The sequence below is a fragment of the Streptomyces sp. NPDC048411 genome, from assembly GCF_040704695.1.
Taxonomy (GTDB): Bacteria; Actinomycetota; Actinomycetes; order Streptomycetales; family Streptomycetaceae; genus Streptomyces.
Genome location: NZ_JBEZKL010000080.1, coordinates 10099 through 34247, shown reverse-complemented (window position 1 = coordinate 34247; position 24149 = coordinate 10099). Strand labels below are relative to the sequence as shown.

18 protein-coding genes and 1 pseudogene are annotated in these 24149 nt (G+C 70.2%); 7 read left to right on the top strand and 12 right to left on the bottom strand.

Annotated elements, in window-relative coordinates:
* The 4 genes from AB0915_RS25190 to AB0915_RS25175 all read right to left on the bottom strand — a co-directional run.
* The coding region (locus tag AB0915_RS25190; protein ID WP_366693231.1) for a WGR domain-containing protein at nt 1–615 on the bottom strand (615 nt) is incomplete at its 3' end.
* Nucleotides 616–741: 126 nt separating this feature from the next.
* Nucleotides 742–2274 (bottom strand): protein kinase, encoded by a 1533-nt coding sequence (locus AB0915_RS25185; protein WP_366693230.1) that lies wholly within the window; start codon nt 2272–2274, stop codon nt 742–744.
* Nucleotides 2271–2876 (bottom strand): hypothetical protein, encoded by a 606-nt coding sequence (locus AB0915_RS25180; RefSeq protein ID WP_366693229.1) that lies wholly within the window; start codon nt 2874–2876, stop codon nt 2271–2273. Before AB0915_RS25180 ends, AB0915_RS25185 begins: the two co-directional genes overlap by 4 nt.
* A gap of 155 nt (nt 2877–3031) precedes the next feature.
* Complete coding sequence (locus AB0915_RS25175) at nt 3032–5224, bottom strand: N-6 DNA methylase (protein ID WP_366693228.1); 2193 nt, start codon at nt 5222–5224, stop codon at nt 3032–3034.
* 227 nt (nt 5225–5451) lie between these two features.
* Here AB0915_RS25175 and AB0915_RS25170 point away from each other — a divergent pair, with 227 nt between their 5' ends.
* Nucleotides 5452–6276 carry a DUF4190 domain-containing protein gene (locus AB0915_RS25170; RefSeq protein WP_366693227.1) on the top strand — a complete coding sequence of 275 codons (825 nt, stop codon included), beginning with the start codon at nt 5452–5454 and terminating at the stop codon, nt 6274–6276.
* A gap of 42 nt (nt 6277–6318) precedes the next feature.
* Nucleotides 6319–7050 carry a hypothetical protein gene (locus tag AB0915_RS25165; RefSeq protein WP_366693226.1) on the top strand — a complete coding sequence of 244 codons (732 nt, stop codon included), beginning with the start codon at nt 6319–6321 and terminating at the stop codon, nt 7048–7050.
* 41 nt (nt 7051–7091) lie between these two features.
* On the opposite strand, the gene AB0915_RS25160 is transcribed toward AB0915_RS25165, so the two are convergent.
* From AB0915_RS25160 to AB0915_RS25140, 5 genes are all read right to left on the bottom strand, one after another.
* Entirely contained in the window at nt 7092–7838 is a 747-nt protein-coding gene (locus tag AB0915_RS25160; RefSeq protein WP_366693225.1) for an N-acetyltransferase, read from the bottom strand.
* Between the two features lie 159 nt (nt 7839–7997).
* Complete coding sequence (locus AB0915_RS25155) at nt 7998–8747, bottom strand: HNH endonuclease family protein (RefSeq protein ID WP_366693233.1); 750 nt, start codon at nt 8745–8747, stop codon at nt 7998–8000.
* Between the two features lie 334 nt (nt 8748–9081).
* Nucleotides 9082–12612, bottom strand: coding sequence for a transcription-repair coupling factor (gene mfd, locus AB0915_RS25150; protein ID WP_366693224.1), 3531 nt, complete (start codon nt 12610–12612; stop codon nt 9082–9084).
* 564 nt (nt 12613–13176) lie between these two features.
* On the bottom strand, nt 13177–15759 hold the full coding sequence (locus AB0915_RS25145; protein WP_366693223.1) for an FtsX-like permease family protein: 2583 nt from the start codon (nt 15757–15759) through the stop codon (nt 13177–13179).
* On the bottom strand, nt 15756–16544 hold the full coding sequence (locus tag AB0915_RS25140; RefSeq protein ID WP_366693222.1) for an ABC transporter ATP-binding protein: 789 nt from the start codon (nt 16542–16544) through the stop codon (nt 15756–15758). The genes AB0915_RS25145 and AB0915_RS25140 overlap by 4 nt, the downstream gene beginning before the upstream one ends.
* Nucleotides 16545–17193: 649 nt before the next feature.
* Between AB0915_RS25140 and AB0915_RS25135 the strand changes: the two genes are divergently transcribed.
* From AB0915_RS25135 to AB0915_RS25125, 3 genes and pseudogenes are all read left to right on the top strand, one after another.
* Nucleotides 17194–17613 (top strand): DUF485 domain-containing protein, encoded by a 420-nt coding sequence (locus AB0915_RS25135; RefSeq protein ID WP_366693221.1) that lies wholly within the window; start codon nt 17194–17196, stop codon nt 17611–17613.
* On the top strand, nt 17610–19220 hold the full coding sequence (locus AB0915_RS25130) for a cation acetate symporter (RefSeq protein WP_366693220.1): 1611 nt from the start codon (nt 17610–17612) through the stop codon (nt 19218–19220). The genes AB0915_RS25135 and AB0915_RS25130 overlap by 4 nt, the downstream gene beginning before the upstream one ends.
* A 291-nt stretch (nt 19221–19511) precedes the next feature.
* Nucleotides 19512–19607: pseudogene (locus AB0915_RS25125) on the top strand (Scr1 family TA system antitoxin-like transcriptional regulator); the annotation flags it as partial.
* Between the two features lie 71 nt (nt 19608–19678).
* Here the strand turns inward: AB0915_RS25125 and AB0915_RS25120 are convergent.
* Nucleotides 19679–20509 (bottom strand): DUF2785 domain-containing protein, encoded by an 831-nt coding sequence (locus tag AB0915_RS25120; protein ID WP_366693219.1) that lies wholly within the window; start codon nt 20507–20509, stop codon nt 19679–19681.
* Between the two features lie 227 nt (nt 20510–20736).
* The gene (locus AB0915_RS25115) at nt 20737–21387 is read right to left on the bottom strand and encodes a helix-turn-helix domain-containing protein (RefSeq protein ID WP_366693218.1); all 651 of its coding nucleotides are present in this window, start codon (nt 21385–21387) and stop codon (nt 20737–20739) included.
* 116 nt (nt 21388–21503) lie between these two features.
* Here AB0915_RS25115 and AB0915_RS25110 point away from each other — a divergent pair, with 116 nt between their 5' ends.
* Entirely contained in the window at nt 21504–22514 is a 1011-nt protein-coding gene (locus tag AB0915_RS25110) for a hypothetical protein (RefSeq protein WP_366693232.1), read from the top strand.
* A 67-nt stretch (nt 22515–22581) separates the two neighbouring features.
* Here AB0915_RS25110 and AB0915_RS25105 read toward each other — a convergent pair whose 3' ends face one another.
* Nucleotides 22582–22773: a hypothetical protein gene (locus AB0915_RS25105; RefSeq protein WP_366693217.1), complete on the bottom strand. Its 192-nt coding sequence runs from the start codon at nt 22771–22773 to the stop codon at nt 22582–22584.
* Between the two features lie 451 nt (nt 22774–23224).
* Between AB0915_RS25105 and AB0915_RS25100 the strand changes: the two genes are divergently transcribed.
* Nucleotides 23225–24149, top strand: a 925-nt coding sequence (locus AB0915_RS25100) for a hypothetical protein (protein WP_366693216.1), incomplete at its 3' end; no start/stop codon positions are given.

Here is a 24149-nt window from a genome sequence, read left to right as displayed (position 1 = left end):
GATGCAGGCTTGCCCGAGCGCCGGCGAGCAAATCAAGGCGTGGCTGAAGGGTCCCACCGGCTTTGACAGGGGCACCTTGTGGTGGGATCGCCCGTGGAAGGGCAGGTCACGCTGGGCGCCGAGGAGGGCCAAGAAGGACGACACGGCAGCGGGGTCATGGCACTGTCCCCGCACTGTGAAGCGAACGGCGCTGCGTCCCTGGTCTCGCAGCACGAAGTACTCGTGAAATCCCATCCGGTGATCCGGGGCATGGCTGCGGTGGTACGTCTCGTCAAAGCCATCGATCGGCAGAAACTCGGGGACCGGAGCATGCGGCCGGGTGCTTGCCTTGATCACGTCGAGGACGGGCGTCTGCTGGTCGGGTTCGGCCACGTCAAACGGCCGATCGACCTCGGCGAAGCCCTTCCGGAGCCATTCGTTGATCTTGCGGGAAGCGTGACGGCGGGCGTGCTGTTCGTCGTCCAGCGTCGACGTGCTCGCCTTGCCGCTGGTGCCTATCGCACCCCAGCGGAGGAAGCAGCGGATCCCTTCCTGGCGAATCTCCCGGTACTCGGACTTAGTCCCCTGCAGGAGTTCGAATCGCCGCCAGCCCGTCACCAGGTCCTCCCACCGCATGTGAACAGGGAGCGGCGCCGTGCCAGCCCGGGCCGTCCTCAAGCCGACACGCTACCGGTGATTGAGCCGGTGGTTTCCCCCGGCTCGCGCCGGCCGGACCGGGCTGAGCGGGCCGGACCGGGCCGCTCAGCCGCCGCGGACCTGCAGCTGCCGGTCGAGCTGGCGGCGCAGCTCCACGGGCAGCGGATGGTGCGGCCCGTACATCCGCTCGGTGTCGTGGAGCAGTGCCTGAAGCTGTCCGCGCGCCGCCGCATGGTCGCCGACCGCGAGCAGCAGATACCCGATGCGCTGACGGATCTCGAAGGACCGTGCCGGGTTGTTGCCCGTCGCGTACTGGTTCTCGTAGTACGGCAGGACCGAGCGGTACTCCGCGAGCGCGGCCGCCGGTTCGCCCAGCTGTTCCAGGCAGTGCGCCGCGTCGTAGCGGTACTGCAGCGTCTGCGTGTCGGCCGGTCCGGCCTCCACCGCGCGGTCGTCGGCGAGGCGGCGCAGTTCGGGCAGGGCGCGGCGGAACTGCCCGTCGTCCATCAGGGTCGCCGCGTACTGCTTGCGCAGGATGCGGACCACCGGCGACCCCTCGCCGTGCTGCTCGGCGGCGGCCGGGAGAATGCCGCCGAGGATGTCCACGGCCTGGGTGATCCGGCCCTGCCCGAGCAGCTGCTTGACCTCGTCGACCGCGGCTGCGACATCAGGTTTCGCGGCCACCGGCGCGGGCTGCGCGGCGGGCGGGGTGGTGACCCGGTCGGGCCACGGTGCGTGCGGCCGCAGGAACGGGCGGGTCGGGTCGAGCGGGCCGGTCGGCAGCCCTGTGCCGCTCGACGGAAGGAGCGGGGTGAGGTGTTCGTACACCTCCTGGGCGCTCGCCGGTCGGTGCTGCGGGTCCTTGGCGAGGAGCCGCAGCACGAGCGATTCGAGGGGTTCCGGGATCTCCGGCCGGATCTGACGGACCGGGAGCGGCGGCTCGTAGAGGTGGCGGTGCAGCACCCCGAGGGCGGTGGAGCCGGCGAACGGCACATCTCCACTGAGCAGTTCGTGGAGAAGCACGCCGAGCGCGTACAGATCGGTGTACGGGCCGACGGCGCCTCCCATCGCCTGCTCGGGCGCCATGTAGGCGGGCGAACCGATCGGCGTACCGGTGTGGGTGAGGCGGGTGGTGTCGCTGTCCAGGACGGAGGCGACGCCCAGGTCGAGAACGGTGACCGAGCCGTCCGGACGCACCATCAGATTGCGGGGCTTGAGGTCGCGGTGGACGATCGGCACGGCGTGCACGGCGGAGAGCGCAGCGCAGAGCTGGGCGGCGACGGCGACGGACCACTGCCAGGGGTACGGGTCGTGCTCGGCGAGATGGTCGGCGAGGTCGGAGCCTTCGACGTACTGCATGACGAGGAACAGGTCGTCGCCGTCGCTGCCCGCGTCATGGACGGTGACCAGGCCCGGGTGGTCGACCTGGGCGGTGACCCGGCACTCGCGGACGAACCGGCGCCGCAGCTCGTCGACCGCTTCGCTGCCGGTGGGACCCGCGACCCGGTCGGGCCGGAGCAGTTTCACCGCGACCCGGCGGTCGAGGCGCTGGTCGTACGCCGTCCAGACCTGGCCCATGCCGCCCTGGCCGAGGATGGTCGCCAGCTCGTACCGCCCGGCGATGACGCGTCCGCTCATCGGTCCTCCTCATGACGGAGGAGGTCGCTCAGTTCGTCGAGCTCGGCACGGACCTGGTCGATGCGGTGGGGCGGGGTGGGCGCGGGCGCGTGCTGCACGGGCTGCGGGTGAGGCTGGGGCTGGGGCCGGTACTGAGGCGGCTGCGGTTGCGCGTACTGCTGAGATCGAGGGGGCAGCGGCTGGTGCAGGGGCGCGGTGGTCGTGTACCCGTACCCCGGCACCGGGGGCGGATACCCGCCGCCGAACTGCTGCTTCGTGAGCTGCTCGTAGTGGCGGATGTCGCCGTACAGGTAGTACGCGCAAGCGGCGACGATCGACACGAGCAGCAGCGGTATGAAGAAGAAGTCGACGCCGTTGGGATCGGGGTCGCTGTCGTCCCTGCCGATGATCGGCAGGAGCACGCAGACCAGCACGAAGCCGGCCCCGGTCAGCCACCAGTCGGACGCGCGGCGGCGCACGATCGCCAGCCGCAGCAACGGCGTCCACAGCAGCAGACCGACCGAGCCCACCGCGAGCACGACGAACAGCACACGCATCGAGACGATCCAGGTCCGGCTGGGGACCCGGCGCTGCGGCGTCGGTGGATGACCCGGGGCGTACATGGCTGCTCCTGGTACGTGGTCGTGGAGGTCCCGCGCGCACGCGTACGTACCCGTGCGGGTGTGTGGACACGTGCGCGCGCAGATCTGGCAGATCTGAGCGTAAAGGGCGACACCGGCAACGGCCCCCGGGTTGTGCCGAACCGTTGTGGTTCAGCTCACTCCGGCGTGACCGTACCGTCCGTCAGACCGTCGTACATCCCCTGGACGAGCTGTCCGCCGAGCCTGCCGGTCAGCCGGAGCGCGTCCTCGAACGCGGCCAGGGCGCGGAACCGTTCCCCGTACCGCTGCTGCTCGGCCAGTGGCAGCCGCGGCAGTTGGAGACGGCGGGCGTCGAGCCGGGTGGCGGTGGACGCAAAGCTGCTGGCCTGACGGTTGTTGGCGGTGCCGCGCAGGAAACCGGCGAGGAACCACGGGTCGACAGCGGCCGGATCGGGGCGCAGCAGCTGAAGGTTGCGGCCGAGCGCGGCGCCCGCGGTCGCCTCGTCGATCACGCGGGCGACGGAGCCGCCGCCGAGTACGGGGACGACGACATCGCCCGGCTCGACCAGGACCGGTTCCTCGGGCGGTCCCTCGGAGCCGGCGGGGGCGGTGGGGAGTGTTCCTGAGGGGCCGGTGGAGCCGAGGACGTCGTGTTCCGTGAGCACCGGGACGGGGGCGGCCCCGGTGCCGGTGCCGGAACCTCCGGTACGGAGGTGAAGGGCGCCCGCGCGGGCGAGTTCGCCGACCGTGGTGAGCGGCCAGTGCGCCGGTCCTGAGACGTCCGCGGGCGGCGGGGTGAGGGTCGCGGTCAGTCGCAGCGTCTCGGTGAGCCGGTCCCGTACGCGGGTGAGTTCGCCCGGTCCGCCACCGGCCGCCGGGGACGGCAGATGGCGGGCGGGGGCCAGGTCCACGTCGTCGTCGAGGAGTTCGATGACGGGGACGGCCCGGCTGACGCCCGGCCGGTCCCGCCCGGCCGCTTCGGCGGGAACGTCCGGTTCGGAACGGGTCCGCCCCTCGAACGGCTCCCAGGCATCCAGCACGGCACTGTGCACCGCCTGCCAGTCGAGCCGGTCGCGCCCACCGGACGCGGGGGCGGATACGGGCGCCATGGGCGGTTCGGCGGGCTCCGATGTGTCCACGAGCAGCAGTTCGGGCGAGGGGCGGACACCGGCGCCGGGCTTGCGGAGCACCCAGAGGTGGAGTGGGATGCCGTACGGGGGAGCCGCGCCGGCCGGGAGGGCGACGACGGCACGCAGCGCGCCGCGGCGCAGCAGATCGGCGCGGATCCGCCGGCCGGAGCGACGTGATGCCGCGGCCGGGGGCATCAGCAGGACGGCGGTGCCGCCCTCGCGCAAATGGGCCAGGGCGTGCTGGACCCAGGCGAGTTCGGACTCCGTGCGTGCGGGGAGGCCGTACTCCCAGCGGGGGTCGTAGGCGAGTTCGTCGTGTCCCCAGTTGCGTTCGTTGAACGGCGGGTGGCAGAGCACGGCGTCGACGGTGAGCTGCGGGAACGCGTCGGCGCGCAGCGTGTCGCCGGTCCGCACGGCGAGCGCGGTGGGGTTGCGGCCGTCGGTGTCGGAGTGCAGGGCGAGGCGGAGGGCGCTGAGCGCGGCGAGATCCGGGTCGGCGTCCTGGGCGTACAGGGCGGCCGGACCGCTGACAGCGCACAGCAGGGCGCCGGTGCCGGTGGCCGGATCGAGGACCGTGCGGGCGGGCCGGTCGCCGGTCCGCACGAGCGCGGCCATCAGTTCGGCGAGGCCGGGCGGAGTGAGGGTGAACTGGCGTGGATTTGCAGCGAGTTGACGGCCGAGGAGGAATTCGAAGGCCTGGCGGGCCCCTGTCTCGGCGGCGAGTTCGGCGGCCGCCCGCAGCAGGGGGACGGACGGGAGCAGTTCGTCGGCGGTGGGGGTGTGAACAGCCCGTTCGTATCCGGTTCCGCCGCCACCGCCACTTCCTTCCGCGCCGCCGATGGCAGGTCCGAAGCGCGCGGTGAGCAGGCTGTTCAGGGCGAGGTGGAGCACCTTGGCCATCCGCGCGTCCGACACGGCCGTGATCTCCCGCCAGGCGGCGGGCCTGTCCCGGACGAGAAGCAGGGCGCAGCCCGTATGCACGAGGGCGGGGACGGCGCCGGCCGGGTGCCCGGCCAGCTGTTGCCAGACCCGTTCGCGGAGTGGGACTTCAGCCAGTTTCCCCTGGTCGCGGAGCCACTGTTCGACCTCGGAGAGAGCGAAGGACGGACTGGTCTCGGTGCCGCCGACCGGCTTGGGGAAGTCTGCGTGGCGGCGGCGCCAGTTGCTGACGGCGGCGCGCCCCACCCCGGCGAGCCGGGCGATTCCGGCCGCGGTCACCTCTGTCGAGTTCTCCGGCACTGGCTGTCTCCCTGGTCCTGATGCGTCCATACGGATCCACGCTGCCTGCTGTGTCCGCGAGCATACCGACCCATTCGACCACCATCGATTCACACTGTGCACGAGGTCATTTCTCGTGAACCATGTTGACTCGGTTCACAAGCTCTGCTGTTATTGACCTGTCGCTACATCAGGTGGCGCAACGGACCCCTCGCCACTCATCCCTGCACTTGCCGGAGGGCACAGCCATGTCCCAGTTCACGCAGTCCCCGCAGCCCCAGCAGCCGTACGCTCCGGCCCAGACGCCCGGCCTGCGCCCGGCCCGCAACGGGCTCGGCATCTCCGCGCTGATCCTCGGCATCATCGGAGCCGTCTCGGGCCTGATCCCGTTCCTCTTCTGGCTGGCGGGCATCCTCGGCCTCATCGCCCTGATCCTCGGCCTGGTCGGCCGGGGTCGCGCCAAGCGCGGCGAGGCCACCAACAAGGGCATGGCCACGTTCGGTGCCGTCCTCGGCCTGATCGCGCTGATCCTCTCGGTGGTCGGCGCGGTGATCACCTTCAAGGCGGTGGACGACGCGGTGAACGAGCTCGACAAGGCGGTGTCGGACACCACGGCCTCCGCCCGGCCGAAGGCGGGCGGCTCGGACTCCGCCAAGGGCAAGGAGAAGGGCAAGGGCGCCGGGAAGGCACTGGCGGCCGGTGACTCGGCCGTGTACGACGACGACGTGACGGTCACGGTCGGCGACGGGACCTCGTACACCCCCGACGCGTACGCCGCCGGTCACACGAAGGGCAACAAGGCGTACCGGATCGCGGTCGTCATCGAGAACGCGGGCAAGGAGAAGTTCGACGCGGCGCTCGTGAACGTCGAGGCGCGGGCCGGCAAGGACGGCGTGGACGCCGAGCAGATCTTCGACGGCAAGGTCGGCGAGGGCTTCAGCGGCACGGTCCTGCCCGGCAAGAAGGTCACCGTCCAGTTCGCCTTCGACGCCCCGGCGGACGCGAAGAACCTGACGGTCGAGGTCAACCCCGGCTTCACGTACAACGCCACCCAGTGGGACCTCACGCTCTGATCCCGCCCCTCCCCCTCCCTTCCCCCAGGACGGAGTCCGCCCATGCGCCCCCCAGCCGGCATCGCCGCAACCGCTCTCCGTACCGCGACGGCGTCCCTCTGCGCGGTCATCGCCCTGGGACTCACCGCCTGCGACACGGTGTTCGCCCGGCAGCGGGACCCCGCGCCGTTCGCCCGGCTCAGCGGCCCCGAGGTCGTCAACAAGGCCCTCGCGGCGACCCGGGCTGCCAAGGCGGTACACATCACCGTCGGGACGAAGTCACCGGACGGCGCCCCGGTCCAGGCGTACGTCGCCACCGACATCAGGGGTGAGTGCATGGTCACCCTGTCCATGGGCGCGGCGGGCACGATGGAGCTGGTCAGAACCGGCGGCACGGTCTACGTCCAGTCCGACGAGGCGATGCTGCGGGCGGCGGACGCGGGCCGATCCCGCACCGCCGTGGACACCGAGGTCAAGAAGCTGACGGGCCGCTGGGTGAAGGCGCGCCCCTTTGACCGGTACACGGCCAGGGCCCTGAGCTACTGCGACCGGAAGGCGTTCCTCGACCGCCTGGCGGGGAACAGCGCCACCGCCCACAAGGGCCGGGCGATCACGGTGGGCTCCACGCCCGCGCTGTCCCTCACCGGCACGGCGGGCCGGGGGACATGGACGGCGGCGGTCGCCACGGAGGGCCGGCCCCACATCCTGAAGCTGGGTTTCAGCACCGAAACCCCGGTCACGGTCGAGTTCTCCGAGTTCGACAAACCGTTCACGGTGAAAAAACCGGCCGTCTGACACCTGAGGAACCCGCCCGCCCGGGCGGGTTCCTGTTGTGTTCACACGCCGTGCCGCACCCACACATTGGGCTCCACGTACACCGCGTATCCGTGCGCCACCGAAACGTGCACCGGCACCAGCGCCCCCGGTACCTCCACCGGACCGTCCTCGTCGAACGGCAGCCCGGTCCAGGACCGCCACCGCGCGAGGGAGCCGGACACCATCATCGACACCGGCGCCACCGCCTCGATCACCCCGCCCGCCCGCACATGGACGCGCAGCCACGGGTCGTACGGCAGCCCGTCCTCCGCCCGGGTCCGGCGGGCGTACTCCTCCATCGGAGCCGAGGCGTCCAGGTGCTTGGCGCTCGGCCGCACCGGAGCGACGAGCTCCCGGTACCCGAGCCTCCCGACGTTCTCCCGCATCGCGGCGACCATTCGCCCCGAAATGCCCTGCCCCTGCCACCCCTTGGCGACGCAGATCTCGATCGCGCTGACCGTGTCCGGCGTGGACCCGCGCCGCAGGTCGGAGAACGCCCACAGCAGCACCTGGTCCCAGCCGCCCTCGGGCAGCTCTCCTCTGCCGGGGGCATTCAGCGCGAACGGCACACTGTAGGCCCGCGCGACGACCGTGCCGTCCGGGTCCGTCGCGACGAGCGCATACTCCGGGAACTCGACAGCCATCCGCGGGTAGTTCGCCCACCCGACGAGATCTTCCACCACGAACTCCGGCCAGGTTTCGGGCATCTCGCTCATGGGCCGGGCAAGCTCGGGGCGCGCGGCAAGGGTGGTGATGGTCAGCTCCATCCGCCCCACGCTAGGCGGCGGTATTCCTGACGGCCACCGAATTCCGCAGTGCGGCGTGGAGGCGGCCGACCGGCCGACCCGCACCCGGCGCCCCGCCCTTCCGGCACAGCGTCCGCGCGGGGGCCTCGTCCGCGACTGCTTCTCAGCCGCCTGGCCCCGTCAGCCGCCGCACTGCGCCAGCATCGCCCGCTTGTCGGCGGTGGTCACGGGAAGGGCGTACTTGAGCGACACCTGTGCGAACCGCACCGCATAGGAACAGCGGACCTGCTTGTACGGCGGCAGCCAGGAGGCGGGACCGGAGTCCCGCTTGGCGTTGTTGGCCGGACCGTCCACCGGGATGAGGTTGAGCGGATCGTTGGCGATCTGCTGGCGCTTCGCCTCGGGCCAGCGGGAGGCGCCCATCTGCCAGTCGTACGACAGCGGCATGACGTGGTCGATCTGGACCTTCGTCGCCTGCTGCTTGCGCCACTCGATGGTCGAGCCGGTGTACGGATCCTTGAGGGTCATCGAGACGACCACACAGTCCGAACCCGACCGGAACTCGACATCCTTGCCGTCCCTGGCCAGCAGGTCGTTGCGGGTGTCGCAGCCGTTCCTCGCAAGCGGTATCCCGTCGACCGAGTCCTTCCAAGCGGAGCCGAACTTGTCCCGCGCGTAACCGGTCTTCGGTCCGCGCCCCTTGGTGCTCACCTTCTCGATGACCTTCCGGGCGGCGGCCCGGTCCGCCTCGGTGGTGAGGGGTGCGAGGCCCGGCTTCGTGCCGTCGGGGTTGTTCAGCGGGCTGGCGCCGAAGCCGCCCGCGGAACCGCCGCCCTGCCGCCCACTGCTGCTGCCGCCCTCGGCGGTCACGCCCTCGGGGTCGCAACCCGCCAGGGCCAGCACGGTCGCCGCGCTCAGGGCGGGCAGCATCACTCGGTACGCGCGGGGAGATATCACTCGGAACCGTCCTGACGGGGAGAAAGCCGAACCCGGTGATCCTACGGACGTCGTCCCGCTGACGGGCGTTCAAGGCCGCCACAGGAGCCGGATGCGGCCCGAATCACACCCCGCCTCACACCTTTCCGATGCCGAGCGTCTCGGAGGGCAGCAGCCCGGACCCGATCACCGCCGCCCACAACGACCCCAGCGGTTCCACGAGCCGCTTCCGCTCCGCCGCGCCGAGCAACCGCCGGGGTGTGTCCGAACGGCCCGCTGGGCGACCGGAACCCCGAGGAGGTGTTCCGGTCGCCCACCGGGCCGTTGTTCAGGAGCCCAGAATCGTCGTGAGGAACTCCCCGGTCCAGGCGAGGAGTTCGCGGCCGACGACCGGCTTGCCGCCGATCCTGCCGGCGGTCGGGCGCGGGACCAGGATCTGGTGGAGCGCCGGCTTGATCACCGTCTTCGGGTAGAGGCGCTTCAGGCGCAGCTCCTGCGACTCGCGCAGCTCCACCGGGGCGAACCGGATGTTCGGCCCCTGGAGCACGATGTCGCCGACGCCGCAGGCGCGGGCCAGCATGCGCAGGCCCGCGACCAGGAGGAGGTTCTCGACCGGCTCCGGGAGCTTGCCGTAGCGGTCGGTGAGTTCCTCGCGGACCGCCTTGATGTCGTCCTCCGTGGTGGCGGACGCGATCGCGCGGTACGCCTGGAGGCGCAGCCGCTCGCCGGGGGCGTAGTCGTGCGGAACGTGTGCGTCGACCGGGAGCTCGATCTTGACCTCCAGCGGCGGCTCCTCCTCGACGCCGCCTTCGAGCGAGGCCCGGTAGTCGGCGACGGCCTCGCCGACCATGCGTACGTACAGGTCGAAGCCGACGCCCGCGATATGGCCGGACTGTTCGCCGCCCAGAAGGTTTCCGGCGCCGCGGATCTCGAGGTCCTTCATCGCCACGTACATGCCCGCGCCCATCTCGGTGTGCTGGGCGATCGTGGCCAGGCGCTCGTGGGCCGTCTCGGTGAGGGGCTTCTCCGGCGGGTACAGGAAGTACGCGTAACCACGCTCGCGGCCACGGCCGACGCGGCCGCGCAGCTGGTGGAGCTGGGAGAGGCCGAAGTTGTCGCCGCGCTCCACGATCAGCGTGTTGGCGTTGGAGATGTCGATGCCGGACTCGACGATCGTCGTGGAGACCAGGACGTCGAACTTCTTCTCCCAGAAGTCCACGACCACCTGCTCCAGCGCCTGTTCCGACATCTGGCCGTGGGCGGTCGCGATCCGCGCCTCGGGGATGATCTCGCGCAGGCGCGCGGCCGCCCGGTCGATGGACTCGACACGGTTGTGGATGTAGAACGCCTGCCCCTCACGGAGCAGTTCGCGCCGGATGGCCGCGCCGATCTGCTTCTCCTCGTACGGGCCGACGAAGGTCAGGACCGGGTGGCGCTCCTCGGGCGGTGTGGTGATCGTCGACATCTCACGGATGCCGGTGACGGCCATCTCGAGCGTACGGGGGATCGGCGTCGCGGACATGGTGAGGACGTCGACGTTGGCCCGGAGCTTCTTCAGCTGCTCCTTGTGCTCGACGCCGAAGCGCTGCTCCTCGTCGACGATGACCAGGCCGAGGTCCTTGAACTTCGTCTCGGAGGAGAACAGGCGGTGGGTGCCGATGACCAGGTCGACGGAGCCGTCGCGGAGCCCTTCCAGGGTCGACTTGGACTCGGATTCGGACTGGAAGCGGCTCAGCGCCCTTACGTTGACCGGGAATTGGGAATAGCGCTCGGTGAATGTGCCGTGGTGCTGCTGGACGAGGAGCGTGGTGGGGACGAGGACGGCGACCTGCTTGCCGTCCTGGACCGCCTTGAAGGCGGCCCGCACCGCGATCTCCGTCTTGCCGTAGCCGACGTCGCCGCAGATCAGCCGGTCCATCGGGACGGACTTCTCCATGTCCTCCTTGACCTCGGCGATCGTGGTGAGCTGGTCCGGCGTCTCCGCGTACGGGAAGGCGTCCTCCAGCTCGCGCTGCCACGGAGTGTCGGGGCCGAAGACATGGCCGGGCGCCGCCATCCGCGCCGAGTACAGCTTGATCAGGTCGGCGGCGATCTCCTTGACGGCCTTCTTGGCGCGCGCCTTGGTCTTCGTCCAGTCGGCGCCGCCGAGCCGGTGCAGGGTGGGCGCCTCGCCGCCGACGTACTTGGTGACCTGCTCCAGCTGGTCGGTCGGGATGTAGAGGCGGTCGCCGGGCTGGCCGCGCTTGGCGGGGGCGTACTCGACGAGAAGGTACTCGCGGGTGGCGCCCTGCACCGTGCGCTGCACCATCTCGATGTAGCGGCCGACGCCGTGCTGCTCGTGGACGATGTAGTCGCCCGTCTCCAGCGTCAGCGGGTCGATGGTCTTGCGGCGGCGGGCCGGCATCCGGCCCAGGTCCTTGGTCGCGGTGCGCTGACCGGTCAGGTCCGTCTCGGTGAGTACGGCGAGTTTCAGCGCCGGGTCGACGAAGCCGTAGTCGATCGCGCCGCACGACACATGGACGACGGACGGCGAGATCTCCGCCAGGTCCGGGTCGAGGCGGGCCGGGATGCCTTCGCCGGCGAGCACCTCGACGGTACGGGTGGCGAGTCCCTGCCCCTCGGTGACGTACACCGTGCGCCAGCCGTCGGCGAGCCAGCCCTTGGTGTCGGCGAGCGCACGGGCGGTGTCGCCGCGGTAGGACTCCGGGGCGTGCATCGTGAGTTTCAGGGTGTCTTCGTCGAGCTCGGCGTCGGCGGCGAACGGGGAGACCGACCACCACATCATGTCCAGCTCACGGGCCCGGTCGCGGACGTCCGCGATGCCCCACAAGGAGGCGGCGCCGACATCGATCGGCGCCTCGCCACCACCGGCGGTCGCCGCCCACGACGCCTGGAGGAACTCCTGGCTGGTGGCGACCAGGTCCGCCGCCCTGGTGCGGACCCGCTCCGGGTCGCAGACCAGCGCCATCGAGCCCTTCGGCAACACGTCGAGCAGCAGCTCCATGTCGTCGACGAGGACCGGGGCGAGGGACTCCATGCCCTCCACCGCGATCCCCTCGGCGATCTTGCCGAGCAGCTCGCCCAGCTCCGGGTGCTGTTCGGCGAGGGCGGCAGCCCGTTCGCGCACCTGGTCGGTGAGCAGGAGCTCGCGGCAGGGCGGCGCCCAGAGGCCGTGCTCGGCGATCTCCAGCGACCGCTGGTCGGCGATCTTGAAGTACCGGATCTCCTCGACGTCGTCGCCCCAGAACTCCACCCGGAGGGGATGCTCCTCGGTCGGCGGAAAAACGTCCAGAATGCCACCGCGGACGGCGAACTCGCCGCGCTTCTCGACCAGTTCGACCCGGGAGTACGCGGCCGCCGCGAGCGCTTCCACGGTCTGGCCGAGATCGGCGCTCTGACCGATGCGCAGCGCCACGGGCTCCAGGTCCCCGAGCCCCTTGACCTGCGGCTGCAGCACAGAACGCACCGGCGCGACGATCACACTGACCGGCCCGGTCTCCGGGTCGTCGGCCCTCGGGTGCGCGAGGCGGCGCAGCACGGCGAGGCGGCGGCCGACCGTGTCCGAACGCGGCGAGAGCCGCTCGTGCGGCAGGGTCTCCCAGGACGGGAACTCGGCGATGGTGTCCGGGGGCAGCAGCGTCCGCAGGGCGGCGGCCAGGTCCTCGGCCTCCCGTCCGGTCGCGGTCACGGCAAGCACGGTCCGCCCGGCCTCGCGGGCCAGTGCGGCCACGGCGAAGGGGCGGGCGGCCGCCGGGCCGACGAGGTCCACATGCATCCGGTGACCGTCGGTGGCGGCCTTCACCGCTTCGGCGAGCGCCGGGTCACGTACGACGACATCCAGCAGACCGTGCAGGCTCATGAAGGGCTTCCGTCCGGGTAACGAGGGAGATTCCGGCAGCCGGCTGCTGCCAGGGGGCAACGCGAAGGGCCCGACACGTCTTACGGGCCGGGGGTTCCAGCGTACGACTCCCCTCCGACAGCCGCGCCCGCGATCCGGCTCAGCGGGTCGGATCCGGCCGCTGACCGCCGGTGGCCGTCGGCACGTCGCACCCGACGAAGGTGAACATGCATTCCCCGGGCGACAGTGGCTCTGGGCTCCGCGTGAAGCGGTGCGCCCCGGCTCCGAAGCCGGCGTCCGGCGCGGACGGCCATCGCCGTTCGAAGCCGCGGGCCTCCAGCCGGTCGCGGATCTGCGGCGCCGGGTCCGGCGCCTCGCGGTGCCGGGTCCGGGCAGCACACAGGGGGTTGCACCGAGTGGGAGCGGGTACGCGTCCGGCCCCGGGGTGTTTGGAGGAACACCCCGGGGCCGGAACAGTCATCCTACGTCGGCCTCCGCCACCGTCCTGCGGTACATGGACCGGACGGGGCCGGCGACGAGGCCCGTGGAACCTTTCGGTCCACGGGCGTCGTCACGGTGCCTGTACTAATCCGTCGCGATCGCGTTCAGCACGTTCATCCGGCCCGCCCGGAACGCCGGGACCAGGGCGGCGAACAGGCCGACGAAGGCCGAGCCGACGAAGACCGTGAGGATCGTCGGCCACGGGATCTCCAGGACGCCGAGGCCTTCCAGGGCCAGCAGCTTCTGGGCCGCCGTGCCCCAGCCCATGCCCAGGCCGAGGCCGAGCAGGGCGCCGAAGAGGGCGATGACCACCGACTCCAGGCGGATCATGCGGCGCAGCTGGCGGCGGGAGAGGCCGATGGCGCGCATCAGGCCGATCTCACGGGTCCGCTCGACCACCGACAGGGCCAGAGTATTCACCACACCGAGCACCGCGACGATGATCGCGAGCGCCAGCAGACCGTAGACGATGTTCAGCATCTGGCCGATCTGGTCCTTCAGCTGCTGCTTGAAGTCGGCCTGGTTCTTCACCGTGTACTGCGGGTACTTGGCGACGGCGGCCTTGAGCGCGGCGTATGCCTCCTTCTCCTTGCCGTCCTGCGCCTTGGCGAACATGAGCATGTTCTTCGGCATCTTGTCGGCGGGGACGTACTTCTCCGCGGTCGTGACGTTGGTGTACATCGCGTGCTTGTCGATGTTCACGTCGTCGGAGGTGATCGCGGCGAGTGTCAGCTTCGCCGTCTCGCCATCCTTGAACGCGACCGTGAGCCGGTCGCCGACCTTGAGGTGGTGCTTGGTGGCGTACGTGTCGCCGACCGACATGGCGTCCTTGCCGTAGGCGTCGGCCAGGTTGCCGGAGACCGTCTCGCGACGGACGTCGTCCCGGTACGTGGGGTCGACGGCGGCCAGGACCTTGTCCTCGGTCGAGCCGTCCGGCGCGGTGAGCTTGGCGCTGACGACTTTGTAGTCGGTGATGTGCTCGACGCCCGGGACTGCCTCCAGGGCCTTCGCGGCCTGCGGCACGATCGGCTGCCGGGTGCCGCTCGGCTGGACGATGAAGTCCGCGCCGACCGACTTGTCGAGCTCCTCGGTCGCCGAGGCGACCATCGACGAACCGACGACCGAGAGGCAGGCGACCAGCGCGAGGCCGATCATCAGAGCCGCTCCGGTCGCTCCGGTACGCCGCGGGTTGCGCAGCGCGTTGCGCTCGGCCATCCGTCCGACCGGGCCGAACATCCGCAGCACCACCGTGCTGAGCACCCGGACCACGAAGCCGGCCAGCAGCGGGCCGATCACGATGAAGCCGATCAAGGTGGAAACCACGCCCAGACCGAGGAAGAGCGAGCCTTCGCTCGACTTGTCGGCCCGCGTCGCAGCGAGGAGCGCGGCGCCACCGGCAAGGGTGAGGACCAGGCCGATCGCGGCCCGGACCCGGCCAGCGCGGCCGTCCGCCGGGGTTCCGGCGTCGCGCAGGGCGGCCATCGGGGAGATCTTCCCGGCCCGGCGGGCCGGGACGTACGCGGCGACGACGGTGACGATGACGCCGAGCGCCAGCCCGAGCACCGGAGTCGTCCAGGCGATCGTGAGGTCCTCGGTGGACAGGTTCATGCCCATGGAGTTCATGAGCTTCATCAGTCCGACCGCGACACCGATTCCGGCGCCGACACCGAGGAGGGAACCGACGAAGCCGAGGAACAGCGCCTCGATCAGGACCGACCGGTTGACCTGCTTGCGGCTGGAGCCGATGGCCCGCATCAGGCCGATCTCGCGGGTGCGCTGGGCCACCAGCATCGAGAAGGTGTTGACGATGAGGAAGATGCCGACGAGGAAGGCGATCCCGGCGAAGCCGAGCATCGCGTACTTCATCACGTCGAGGGATGAGCCCATGGAGTCCTTGTTGGCGTCCGTGGCCTCCTGCTGGGTCTGGAGCTTGTACGCGGCGCTGTCACCGAGGGCGGTGGCGACGTTCTTCTTCAACTGTGCATCACTGACACCGGGCTTGGCGGTGACGGAGATCTGGGTGAAGACATCGGGCTTGCCGAGGAGCTTGACCTGCGCGGTCGCGGTGTCGAGGTAGACGACGGCCGCGCCCGGGTTGGTGACCTTGAAGGAGGCGATACCGCTGATCCTCGCCCTGATGTCGCCGGTGACGGCGATGGTGCGCAGTTCGTCACCGATCTTCAGGTGGTGCTTGTCCGCGGTGTCGGCGTCGACCATGACCTCGGTCGGACCGCGCGGTGCGTGGCCGGAGGTGATCTCCATGGAACGCAGGTCGTTCTGCGTCCAGTTGCCCGCGATCGTCGGGGCGCCGGTCGAGGAGCCCATGTTCTTGTTGTGGCTGTCGACGACGGTGACGGACATGCTGGAGACCGTGCCCTCGGCGGTCTTCACCCCGTCCGCCTTCCCGGCCTGCTCGACGGCGGCGGCGGGGAGCGTGACGGGCTTGCCGTTCTCCGGCAGTTCGTCGACCTCTCCCGCGGCCTTGGGGCTGACGGTGACGTCGGCGGAGGTCGCGGCGAAGAGCTTGTCGAACGTGGTGTTCATGGTGTCGGTGAAGACGAGCGTGCCGCACACGAACGCCACCGACAGCAGGACCGCGACGGCGGAGAGCGCCATTCGTCCCTTGTGCGCGAAGAAGTTGCGCCTCGATGTCTTCCACACAGTCATGACGTCCGCCCGCGCGCGTCGAAGTCCTTCATGCGGTCGAGGACCTGGTCGGCCGTCGGGTTGTGCATCTCGTCGACGATGCGTCCGTCCGCGAGATACAGCACCCGGTTCGCGTAGGAGGCGGCGACCGGGTCGTGAGTGACCATGACGATGGTCTGTCCCAGTTCGTCGACGGACTTGCGCAGGAAGCTCAGCACCTCGGCGCCGGCCCGCGAGTCCAGGTTCCCGGTGGGCTCGTCACCGAAGATGATCTCCGGCTGGGCGGCGAGCGCCCTGGCGACCGCGACGCGCTGCTGCTGGCCGCCGGAGAGCTCGGTGGGCCGGTGCTTCAGCCGCTCGGCGAGACCGACCGTCTCCACGACCTGGCGCAGCCAGCCGGCGTCGGGCTTGCGGCCCGCGATGTCCATCGGCAGCGTGATGTTCTCCAGCGCGTTGAGCGTCGGGAGCAGGTTGAACGCCTGGAAGATGAAGCCGATCCGGTCCCGGCGGAGCTGAGTGAGCTTCTTGTCCTTGAGCTGGGTGATCTCGGTTTCGTCGAGGTAGATCTCGCCCGAGCTCACGGTGTCCAGTCCGGCCAGGCAGTGCATCAGGGTCGACTTGCCGGAACCGGACGGGCCCATGATCGCGGTGAACTGCCCGCGGGCGATGTCCACATCGACATGGTCGAGCGCGACGACCCGGGTCTCCCCGGCGCCGTACGCCTTGACGACCTGCCGCGCCCGCGCAGCGACGGCCGTACGCCCTCCAGTGCTCCCGTGCCTGGGAATGGTTACAGCCGTTGTCACGGTGGGTTCTCCTCAATCGGTGAAGACGTCCTGGGTCAGGACGCCGTTTCGCGATGGGCGCCGCCCGCTGAACGGACGGCGCTGTGTTCGTACTCAAGTCTCGTGTCCGGACGTGGTCCGGCGCGCTGGTGCCCAGCGCAGTCTTGAGGTGGGGTTTTCCCCACCCCGTCCCCTGCGGTCACCCGCATTCGCGCTGTAGGAAAACGTTAAGGAACGGGCCCCCGGCCCCACGTCCTCCGCCAGGAGGAACCGCCCCTGGACAGAAATAAGGAGCTACCCCTAGGGGTCTCAGCCCCCGGGTGGAGCCGGATCTCAGGGGCTCCACCCGGGGGTGGCTGCGGACCGGTCCCGGGGGCGTCGGCGACCATCGGCGGCACCACCGGGACCGGTGGCACTGCTGGTGCTGGTCTTCGTGGCACCGCGCCGCCTTCCGATCCTCACCGAGGACACCGGAACCGGCTCCGCAACCAGCCCTGGAGGCAACGCAAGCATCACAGAATTAGCCAACTTCTCTTTCCCTGGGGGAAGTTCAGGCCAACCGCTGCCCTACAGCCCTACCCGCGAGTAGTGTTCCCGCTCCCAGCAGCGCTCACGCGCTCTCCCTTGCAGTCCGCCCCGGGACCCGAGCCATGCAAGGAGCAGCACTCAGATGTCGTACGAGCCCCCGCACGTCGAACCGTCGCGCCGCCCCCCGTACGACCCCGATCTCCTTCTCCCCTGGCAGAGTTCGCCGCCGGCGCTCCCGCCCCGCCGTCCGACGCCGATACGCACGCCCCTTCCCGCTCCCGGACGGCACAGCGATCTGCGCCGACTGCGCACCGCTTACCGGGTGCTGCGGCGGGTCGCGACCCTGACCGCGCTCGGCTACTTCACGCTCTTCCTGGTGCTGTCCGGCTTCGCCCCCGGGCTGATGTCCCGTTCAGTCGGCGGCGGACTCAACGTCGGCCTGGCACTCGGCCTCTGCCAGCTTCCGGTGACCCTGCTCGCGATCGCCCTGTACGAGCGGACCGCACGGCGCACGGTCGACCCGCTCGCCGACGCACTCCGAAGAACAGGAGCGGCCCGATGAACTGGATCGACGAGTCAGCGCAGACGATGTCCCTCGTGGCGTTCATCGCGGTCGCCTCCGTCACTCTGCTGTTCTGCGTGATGACCGGCCCCGACCACGACGACCTCGCCGAGTTCTACACCGGCTACCACTCGCTCTCCCCCGTCCGCAACGGCCTCGCCATCGCGGGGGACTACCTCTCCGCGGCAACCGTCTTCGGCGCCAGCGGACTCGTCGCCCTCACCGGCTACGACGGGCTCGTGGTCGGCCTGAGCACCTCGCTCTCACTCGTCCTTCTGATGTTCCTGCTCGCCGAACCGCTGCGCAACGCCGGCCGGTTCACCATGGGCGACGTGTTCGCCCGCCGCGCCCCCGGCCGCGCGATCCGGATCACCTCCTGCGGCGTCACCCTCGCCGCCCTGCTGCCACTGATGGTCGTCCAGCTCGCCAGCAGCGGCGATCTGATGGCCTTCATCCTGGGATTCGACAGTTCCGGCTTCCGTACCGGTTCGATCATCGCGCTCGGGATCATGATGATCAGTTACGCGGCGATCGGCGGGATGAAGGGGACCGCCCTGATCCAGATCGTCAAAACGGTCTTTCTCGTCGTCGCCTGTCTCACCATCTCCGCACTGGTCATGAACCACTTCGACTGGTCCGTCGCCGCGCTGCTCGCGGCCGCTCAGCAGGGCAGCGGTGCCGGGGCCGCCTATCTGCAGTCGGGGCTCCAGTTCGGCGGCAGCGGCCTCGACATGGTCAGCTCCGAACTGACCCTGGTGCTCGGCATCGCCGCGCTGCCGCACGTCACCATGCGGATGACGGGCGCCCGCAGCGCGCGGGCCGTCCGCCGCTCGATGTCCTGGGCGGTCTCCGTGACCGTCGTCATCTCTCTGCTGCTCACCGTGATCGGTTTCGGTGCGGCCGCGTTGGTCGGCCACGACCTCATCGTCGCCGCCGGGGCACAGGGCAACGGTTCCGTGCTCCAGGTCAGCGGCGTGGTCGCGGGCAGCGGGAAGATCGGTGCACTGGTGCTCACCGCGATGACGACGGCGATCTTCCTGACCCTGCTCGCCTCGGTCGCCGGAATGATCCTGGCCTGTGCGAACTCGCTGGCCCACGACCTGTTCGTCCACGGGATGCGCGACGGGAGCAGGCGGCCGGTCGCGGACCGGACCGAGATGGGCGCCGCGCAGGCCGCGGCGGCCGGCGTCGGCCTGCTCGCCATCGTCCTCGCCGTGGCGGCCCGGCACTGGAACCTCCAGGCGCTGGTGACGCTCTCCTTCTGCATCGGGGCGTCGGCGCTGTCCCCGGCGCTCGTCTACACCATGTTCTGGCGGCGCTTCACCCGTACCGGACTGCTCTGCACCCTCATCGGCGGCACCGTCGCGGCCCTCGTGCTGATCACCGGCACCAATCTGGTGTCGGGATCGCCCGGTTCGGTCTTCCCCGGACACGACTTCAACTGGTTCCCGTTCACCACGACCGGCCTCGTCTCGATCCCGGCCGGATTCCTGGCGGGCTGGCTGGGCACGGTGCTGCCCCGGCGGACCTCCGCCGAGGCGCGCCGGCGGTACGAGGTGGAGGAGCCGTGGATCCTCGCGGGCGCGACACCGGCCTCCCGCCGCTGAGCCGTGTCCGTCCCGGCACCGCCGTCATGTAGGAGCCACCGCGGCGCCGGTGTCGTCGGCGACTGCTTCGACCGCCCGACACGGCGGCACCCTGCACAAGGTCCCCGTCCCCGGCACCTCCCAGCGCTGCTCCGCCTGCCAGAGGTGGATATGACGGCGGGTGGTTATCAGTACGTCAGGTCTCTACGGCGTCAGTTGTTGAGGCGTGACACTCCGCCCACACCGTCTTCCCGACGGGAGTGCGAGGAACCGAGCCCCACCGGCCGGCAAGGATGTCGACGAGGAACAGTCCACTTGGAGGAACGCCTGTCGGCCCGGCTGGAACGTCAAGAACGCCTCGGTGCTCCCGATCGCCCCGATTTGTGGGTCGTTCTCGACGAAGCCGTGGCCGTCGGGCGCCTGCCGGTGAGACGCGCCCCCCGGGGAGACGTGCCTCACCACGCGGTGGCACCCGCCCGTCACGCGCCCCGGAAGGTTAGGGCCAGCACCTCCGTCAGACGCCGCTTCAGCGCCTCCGCGTGCGGCGGGCGCCCGGGGGCGGAGGCACCGTCGATCCGGACCCCGGTGTCGGCGAGGAGGTACAGCATCCGCAGCGTGCGCATGGCGTTGGAGGTGTGCGCGGCCACGGTGGGGGCGCCGCGCCGGCCGGCGGCGAAGTCTGTCTCGATCGCGTCCAGCCAGCCGACGGCCTCGGCCTCGGAGAGTTCCGGCCGGGTGAGCGTGCGGGCGACGCCCTGGGCGAGCCGGTCGTCCTCCTGCTGGGCGAAGAGCTCGTTGGTCGGAACCACGAGCCGCTCCGCCGCCAGCGCGAGCATCTCCTTCGGGTCGACCTCCGGATGGAGCCCGAAGGCGCCCAGCAGGTCAGCGCCGTGCGCGACGGCGTGGAGCCAGCCGAGCCCGGGGTCGTACCCGCGCAGGTCCGTCTCGGCCGGGAACCAGCGTCGGAAGGCGGCGAGCCATGCTGGGTCGAAGTCGCCGCGACCGACGATCATGTCGAGCACGAGCGGGGCGAAGGTGCGCGCCTGGATCTCGGGGTCGTCGAACCGGTCGGCCATCACGGTGCCCAGCTGGGCGCGCAGCGGCTTGTCGATGACGTCCCGCTGGATCCACGTCCGCAGCACCACGTAGGGAGCGCCGTCGCGGATATCCGGGTCGGGGTGGCGGAGGGCCTCGGCCAGTTCGGCGGCGAGGGCCGGCAGTTCGGCCGCCGCCGGGGCGGGGCAGTCGTTCTCGTAGAGGTACAGCCAGCGGGCCGCGTCGATCGGCGGCCTGTCGTCGGTCTTGGTCACTGCCTCACCTTTGGGGAGGGTCCCCGGCAAGGCAACCGATTATCGGACGGATGCGGGGCGAGCAGACGGCCCGGGCCCAGTGGGGACCGCCTGTCAGTACGCCTCGCCACGCTCGCCCATGACGACGCATGGAACCACGTTGACCGCATCTGAGAAAGGCCCCCTCGCCCCACTCCGAGATCATCACGGCGCGGGACGAGGGAACGAACCCACTTCTCAAACACGCCCTAGGTGCGTCGCTCGGCGGCGTCGAACGCGGGCGCGAGCGGGGACAGCGCCGCGCGGAGCTGGTCGGGCAGTGAGCCGGCGGGCACGACCAGTCCTCCGGCGCCGAAACTCCCGGCGGCTCCTGCGTTCCCGGTCGGCTGGAGCCAGCCTTCCAACGCGATGCGAACCGCCGCGGCCACGCTTGCCGCGAGAACGCGGGCTATGTGCGCTCCGGCGTCACCAAGGCGTTCGGCGATCACCGCCGTGAGAGGGGGCTCGATGCCGGCGGTGGTATCGAGGAACGCGTCGCGCAGCGCGGTCCGAGTGGTGATCATCAGCAGCGCCTGGTGTTCGTGCTCACCGGTGTTCGTGTACTGCTCGACCACTGCTTCGGTGACGGCGTCGGCCAGGCGCACTCCTGCGGGCCGGGCCGCGACCGCCGCCGCGATCCGCGCCTCCCGGTCTGCGGTAACAGCGGAGATGATCGCCTGCTCGCGGCTAGCGAAGTAGTTGTTGTAGGTGCGCGGCGAGACCCCGGCCGCCTCGGCGATGTCCTCGACCCGCACGTGGTCCGGTCCGCGCTCCACGGCCAGGCGCAGGGCCGCCTGGCGTAGCGCCTCGCGCGTGGCCTGCTTCTTCCGCTCCCGCAGCCCTGGTGGTGGAGTCGTCACGGTGTCAGCGTTCCATACAGGGCTGCGTTCACGCAAACTTGCGTGCGCGCACTTTTCCTGTCAGCCTCGACCCGCCCGAGACCGGCAGAGAGGACGTCACCATGCGAGCAAGAGGAATGACCTACGACACCGGATTCGTCGTGCACGGCCAGATATCCCGCGAGCACTTCGACCCCGCGGTGGTCCGGCGCGAGCTCGCCATCATCCGCGACGACCTGCACTGCAACGCGGTCCAGATCATCGGCGGCGCCCCGGACCGGCTGGAGCTGGCCGCCGGTGCCGCCGCCGAGCTCGGCCTGGAGGTCTGGTTCTCGCCCTATCCGCTGGAGCTGGATCCGGAGCAGATCCTTACGCTCTTCCGCGACTGCGCCGAGCGAGCGGAACGGCTCCGGCAGCAAGGGGCCACAGTCGTGTTCGTCGCAGGGGTCGAGCTGAGCGTGATGAACCGCGGGTTCCTGCCCGGAGAGAGCCCCGAGGAGCGGGTCGAGCATCTGATGAGCCAACCCGAGCGGCAGGCCGAAGCGATGCGCGAGCTCGGCGTGCGCATCAACGCGTTCCTCCGCGACGCCGCAGCCACGGTCCGCGAGCGCTTCCAGGGCAAGCTCACCTACGCATCCATCCAGTTCGAACAGGTCGACTGGACTCCGTTCGACATGGTGACGTTCGAGCTGATCCGCTCCGCCGAGGTCGCCGACCGGTTCCGGGACGCGGTGCGCACCCTGGCCCAAGGCCCGAAGCCGCTCGCCATCACCGGGTTCGGCACCGCGGCCTACCGCGGCGCGGGAGACCGCGGTGGGCGGGTGCTGGAAGTGGTCGAGTACGACCCAGCGACCAAGGCCCCTGTACGACTGAACGGCATGTACGAGCGTGACGAGACCGGCCAGGCCGCATATCTGAGCGAACTGCTGGAGATCTTCGAGACCGAGGGTGTGGACAGCGCGTTCGTGTTCCTGTTCGCCTTGCCTGGCTACCCGCACCGCCCCGACGGCGACCCCCGAGACGACTTGGACCGGGCCGGCCTGGGCATCGTCAAACTCCTCGAAGGGCGCCGGGGGCAGACCTACCCCGACATGGAATGGGAACCCAAGGTCGCCTTCGCGGCAGTGGCGCAGCGGTATCGGAGGTGACAGGCCCCGCGCACGGTGACCACGGCTCGCAGCTCCCGTCCAAAGCCGCTCCACCGACCTTCCGGGGTCAGCGCCTGTAGTGATGCCGCTTCGGCTTCTCGATCGCCATCACGATGAGGCTAGGGATCATGAGGAAGAACCCCACGAGCAGTAGCCATGTCGGTCGGCCCGTGAACAACGCCACGATGGCCAGGCCCAACCCCACCACGAAGCCGATGTGCGCCCAGAAATCGGGCACGCTCATCTGTCGCTCACTCATGCAGTCCCCCTCGGACGTGCCCGCGCCCCACGGGCGAGCACAGCATCATCGCCTGTACCGCCACCGTCAAGATCCGAGTACGGCGATACCGCAACAGCAAGTACGGACCGAACGCCGGACAACACCCCGCGACCACGCGGACCTACAGCTTCCACGCCGAGATCACGTTCCTCGAACACGGGCTCGCGACCCGCCGCCGAATCTAAACGCAACGGCGTTGAGCACCACATCAAGGTCTGATCAAGAAGCAAAGACTGACAACCGCGGGCCTGCAAGTAGCCGAAACCCCGCGCCGTGGCGACGTGTGGATGCGGGATGCCGGTCGCTCCCGGACTCCAGCGGACCGCCTACTCGGACGCGCCGGAGCGGGAGTTCGGGTGAACAGCACGACGCCCCACCCGCGAAGGGTGGGGCGAAGGCGAACATCTCCGGGGCCACAACCACCTCCAGGGTGAACGCCGGCGAGCTCACCGGTGTCCATTGCCGGTTACTCGGCCGCGGCTTCCTCAGCGGGCGGCTACGCGGCCGGTGCCTCGGCGGGCAGCTCGGCGGCGGGCAGCTCGGCTGCCGGCTGCTCGGCGGCGGGCTGCTCGGCAGGCTGCTCGGCTGCCGGCTCCTCGGCCGGCTGCTCGGCGGCAGGCTGCTCGGCGGCCGGCTGCTCGGCAGGCTGCTCGGCGGCAGGCTGCTGCGCTGCAGGCGGCTGCGCGGGCGGCTGCGCGGCAGGCTGTTGCTGCTGCTGCTGCTGCTGCTGTTGTTGCTGCTGTTGTTGTTGCTGCTGCTGCTGCTGCTGTTGTTGCTGTTGCTGCTGTTGCGGCTGCTGCCCGGTCTGCTGCTGTTGCTGCTGCTGCTGTCCGGTCTGCTGTTGTTGCTGCTGCTGCTGTTGCTGCTGTTGCGGCTGCTGCCCGGTCTGCTGTTGTTGTTGTTGCTGCTGCTGCTGTTGTTGTTGCTGTTGCTGTTGCTGCTGCTGTTGCTGCTGTTGCGGCTGCTGCCCGGTCTGCTGCTGCTGTTGCTGCTGCTGTTGCTGCCCGGTCTGCTGTTGTTGCTGCTGTTGCTGCTGTTGCTGCTGCTGCCCGGTCTGCTGTTGTTGCTGCTGCTGCTGTTGCTGTTGCTGTTGCTGCTGTTGCTGCTGTTGCTGCTGTTGCTGCTGCTGCCCGGTCTGCTGCTGCTGTTGCTGCTGCTGTTGCTGCTGCTGTTGCTGCCCGGTCTGCTGCTGTTGCTGCTGTTGCTGTTGTTGCTGCTGCTGTTGCAGCCCGGTCCGCTGCTGCTGCTGTTGCTGCTGCTGCTGCTGCTGCTGTTGCAGCCCGGTCCGCTGCTGCTGCTGTTGCTGCTGCTGCTGCTGCTGTTGCAGCCCGGTCCGCTGCTGCTGCTGTTGCTGC

Bases quoted from the DNA above. Each gene is read 5' to 3' on its own strand.
- AB0915_RS25155 (WP_366693233.1), bottom strand. From the start codon at position 8,747: ATGCTGCCCGCCCTGAGCGCGGCGACCGTGCTGGCCCTGGCGGGTTGC.
- AB0915_RS25145 (WP_366693223.1), bottom strand. From the start codon at position 15,759: ATGACTGTGTGGAAGACATCGAGGCGCAACTTCTTCGCGCACAAGGGA.
- AB0915_RS25180 (WP_366693229.1), bottom strand. From the start codon at position 2,876: ATGTACGCCCCGGGTCATCCACCGACGCCGCAGCGCCGGGTCCCCAGC.
- AB0915_RS25130 (WP_366693220.1), top strand. From the start codon at position 17,610: ATGAACTGGATCGACGAGTCAGCGCAGACGATGTCCCTCGTGGCGTTC.
- AB0915_RS25165 (WP_366693226.1), top strand. From the start codon at position 6,319: ATGCGCCCCCCAGCCGGCATCGCCGCAACCGCTCTCCGTACCGCGACG.
- AB0915_RS25135 (WP_366693221.1), top strand. From the start codon at position 17,194: ATGTCGTACGAGCCCCCGCACGTCGAACCGTCGCGCCGCCCCCCGTAC.
- AB0915_RS25105 (WP_366693217.1), bottom strand. From the start codon at position 22,773: ATGAGTGAGCGACAGATGAGCGTGCCCGATTTCTGGGCGCACATCGGC.
- AB0915_RS25110 (WP_366693232.1), top strand. From the start codon at position 21,504: ATGACCTACGACACCGGATTCGTCGTGCACGGCCAGATATCCCGCGAG.
- AB0915_RS25160 (WP_366693225.1), bottom strand. From the start codon at position 7,838: ATGGAGCTGACCATCACCACCCTTGCCGCGCGCCCCGAGCTTGCCCGG.
- AB0915_RS25185 (WP_366693230.1), bottom strand. From the start codon at position 2,274: ATGAGCGGACGCGTCATCGCCGGGCGGTACGAGCTGGCGACCATCCTC.
- AB0915_RS25170 (WP_366693227.1), top strand. From the start codon at position 5,452: ATGTCCCAGTTCACGCAGTCCCCGCAGCCCCAGCAGCCGTACGCTCCG.
- mfd (WP_366693224.1), bottom strand. From the start codon at position 12,612: ATGAGCCTGCACGGTCTGCTGGATGTCGTCGTACGTGACCCGGCGCTC.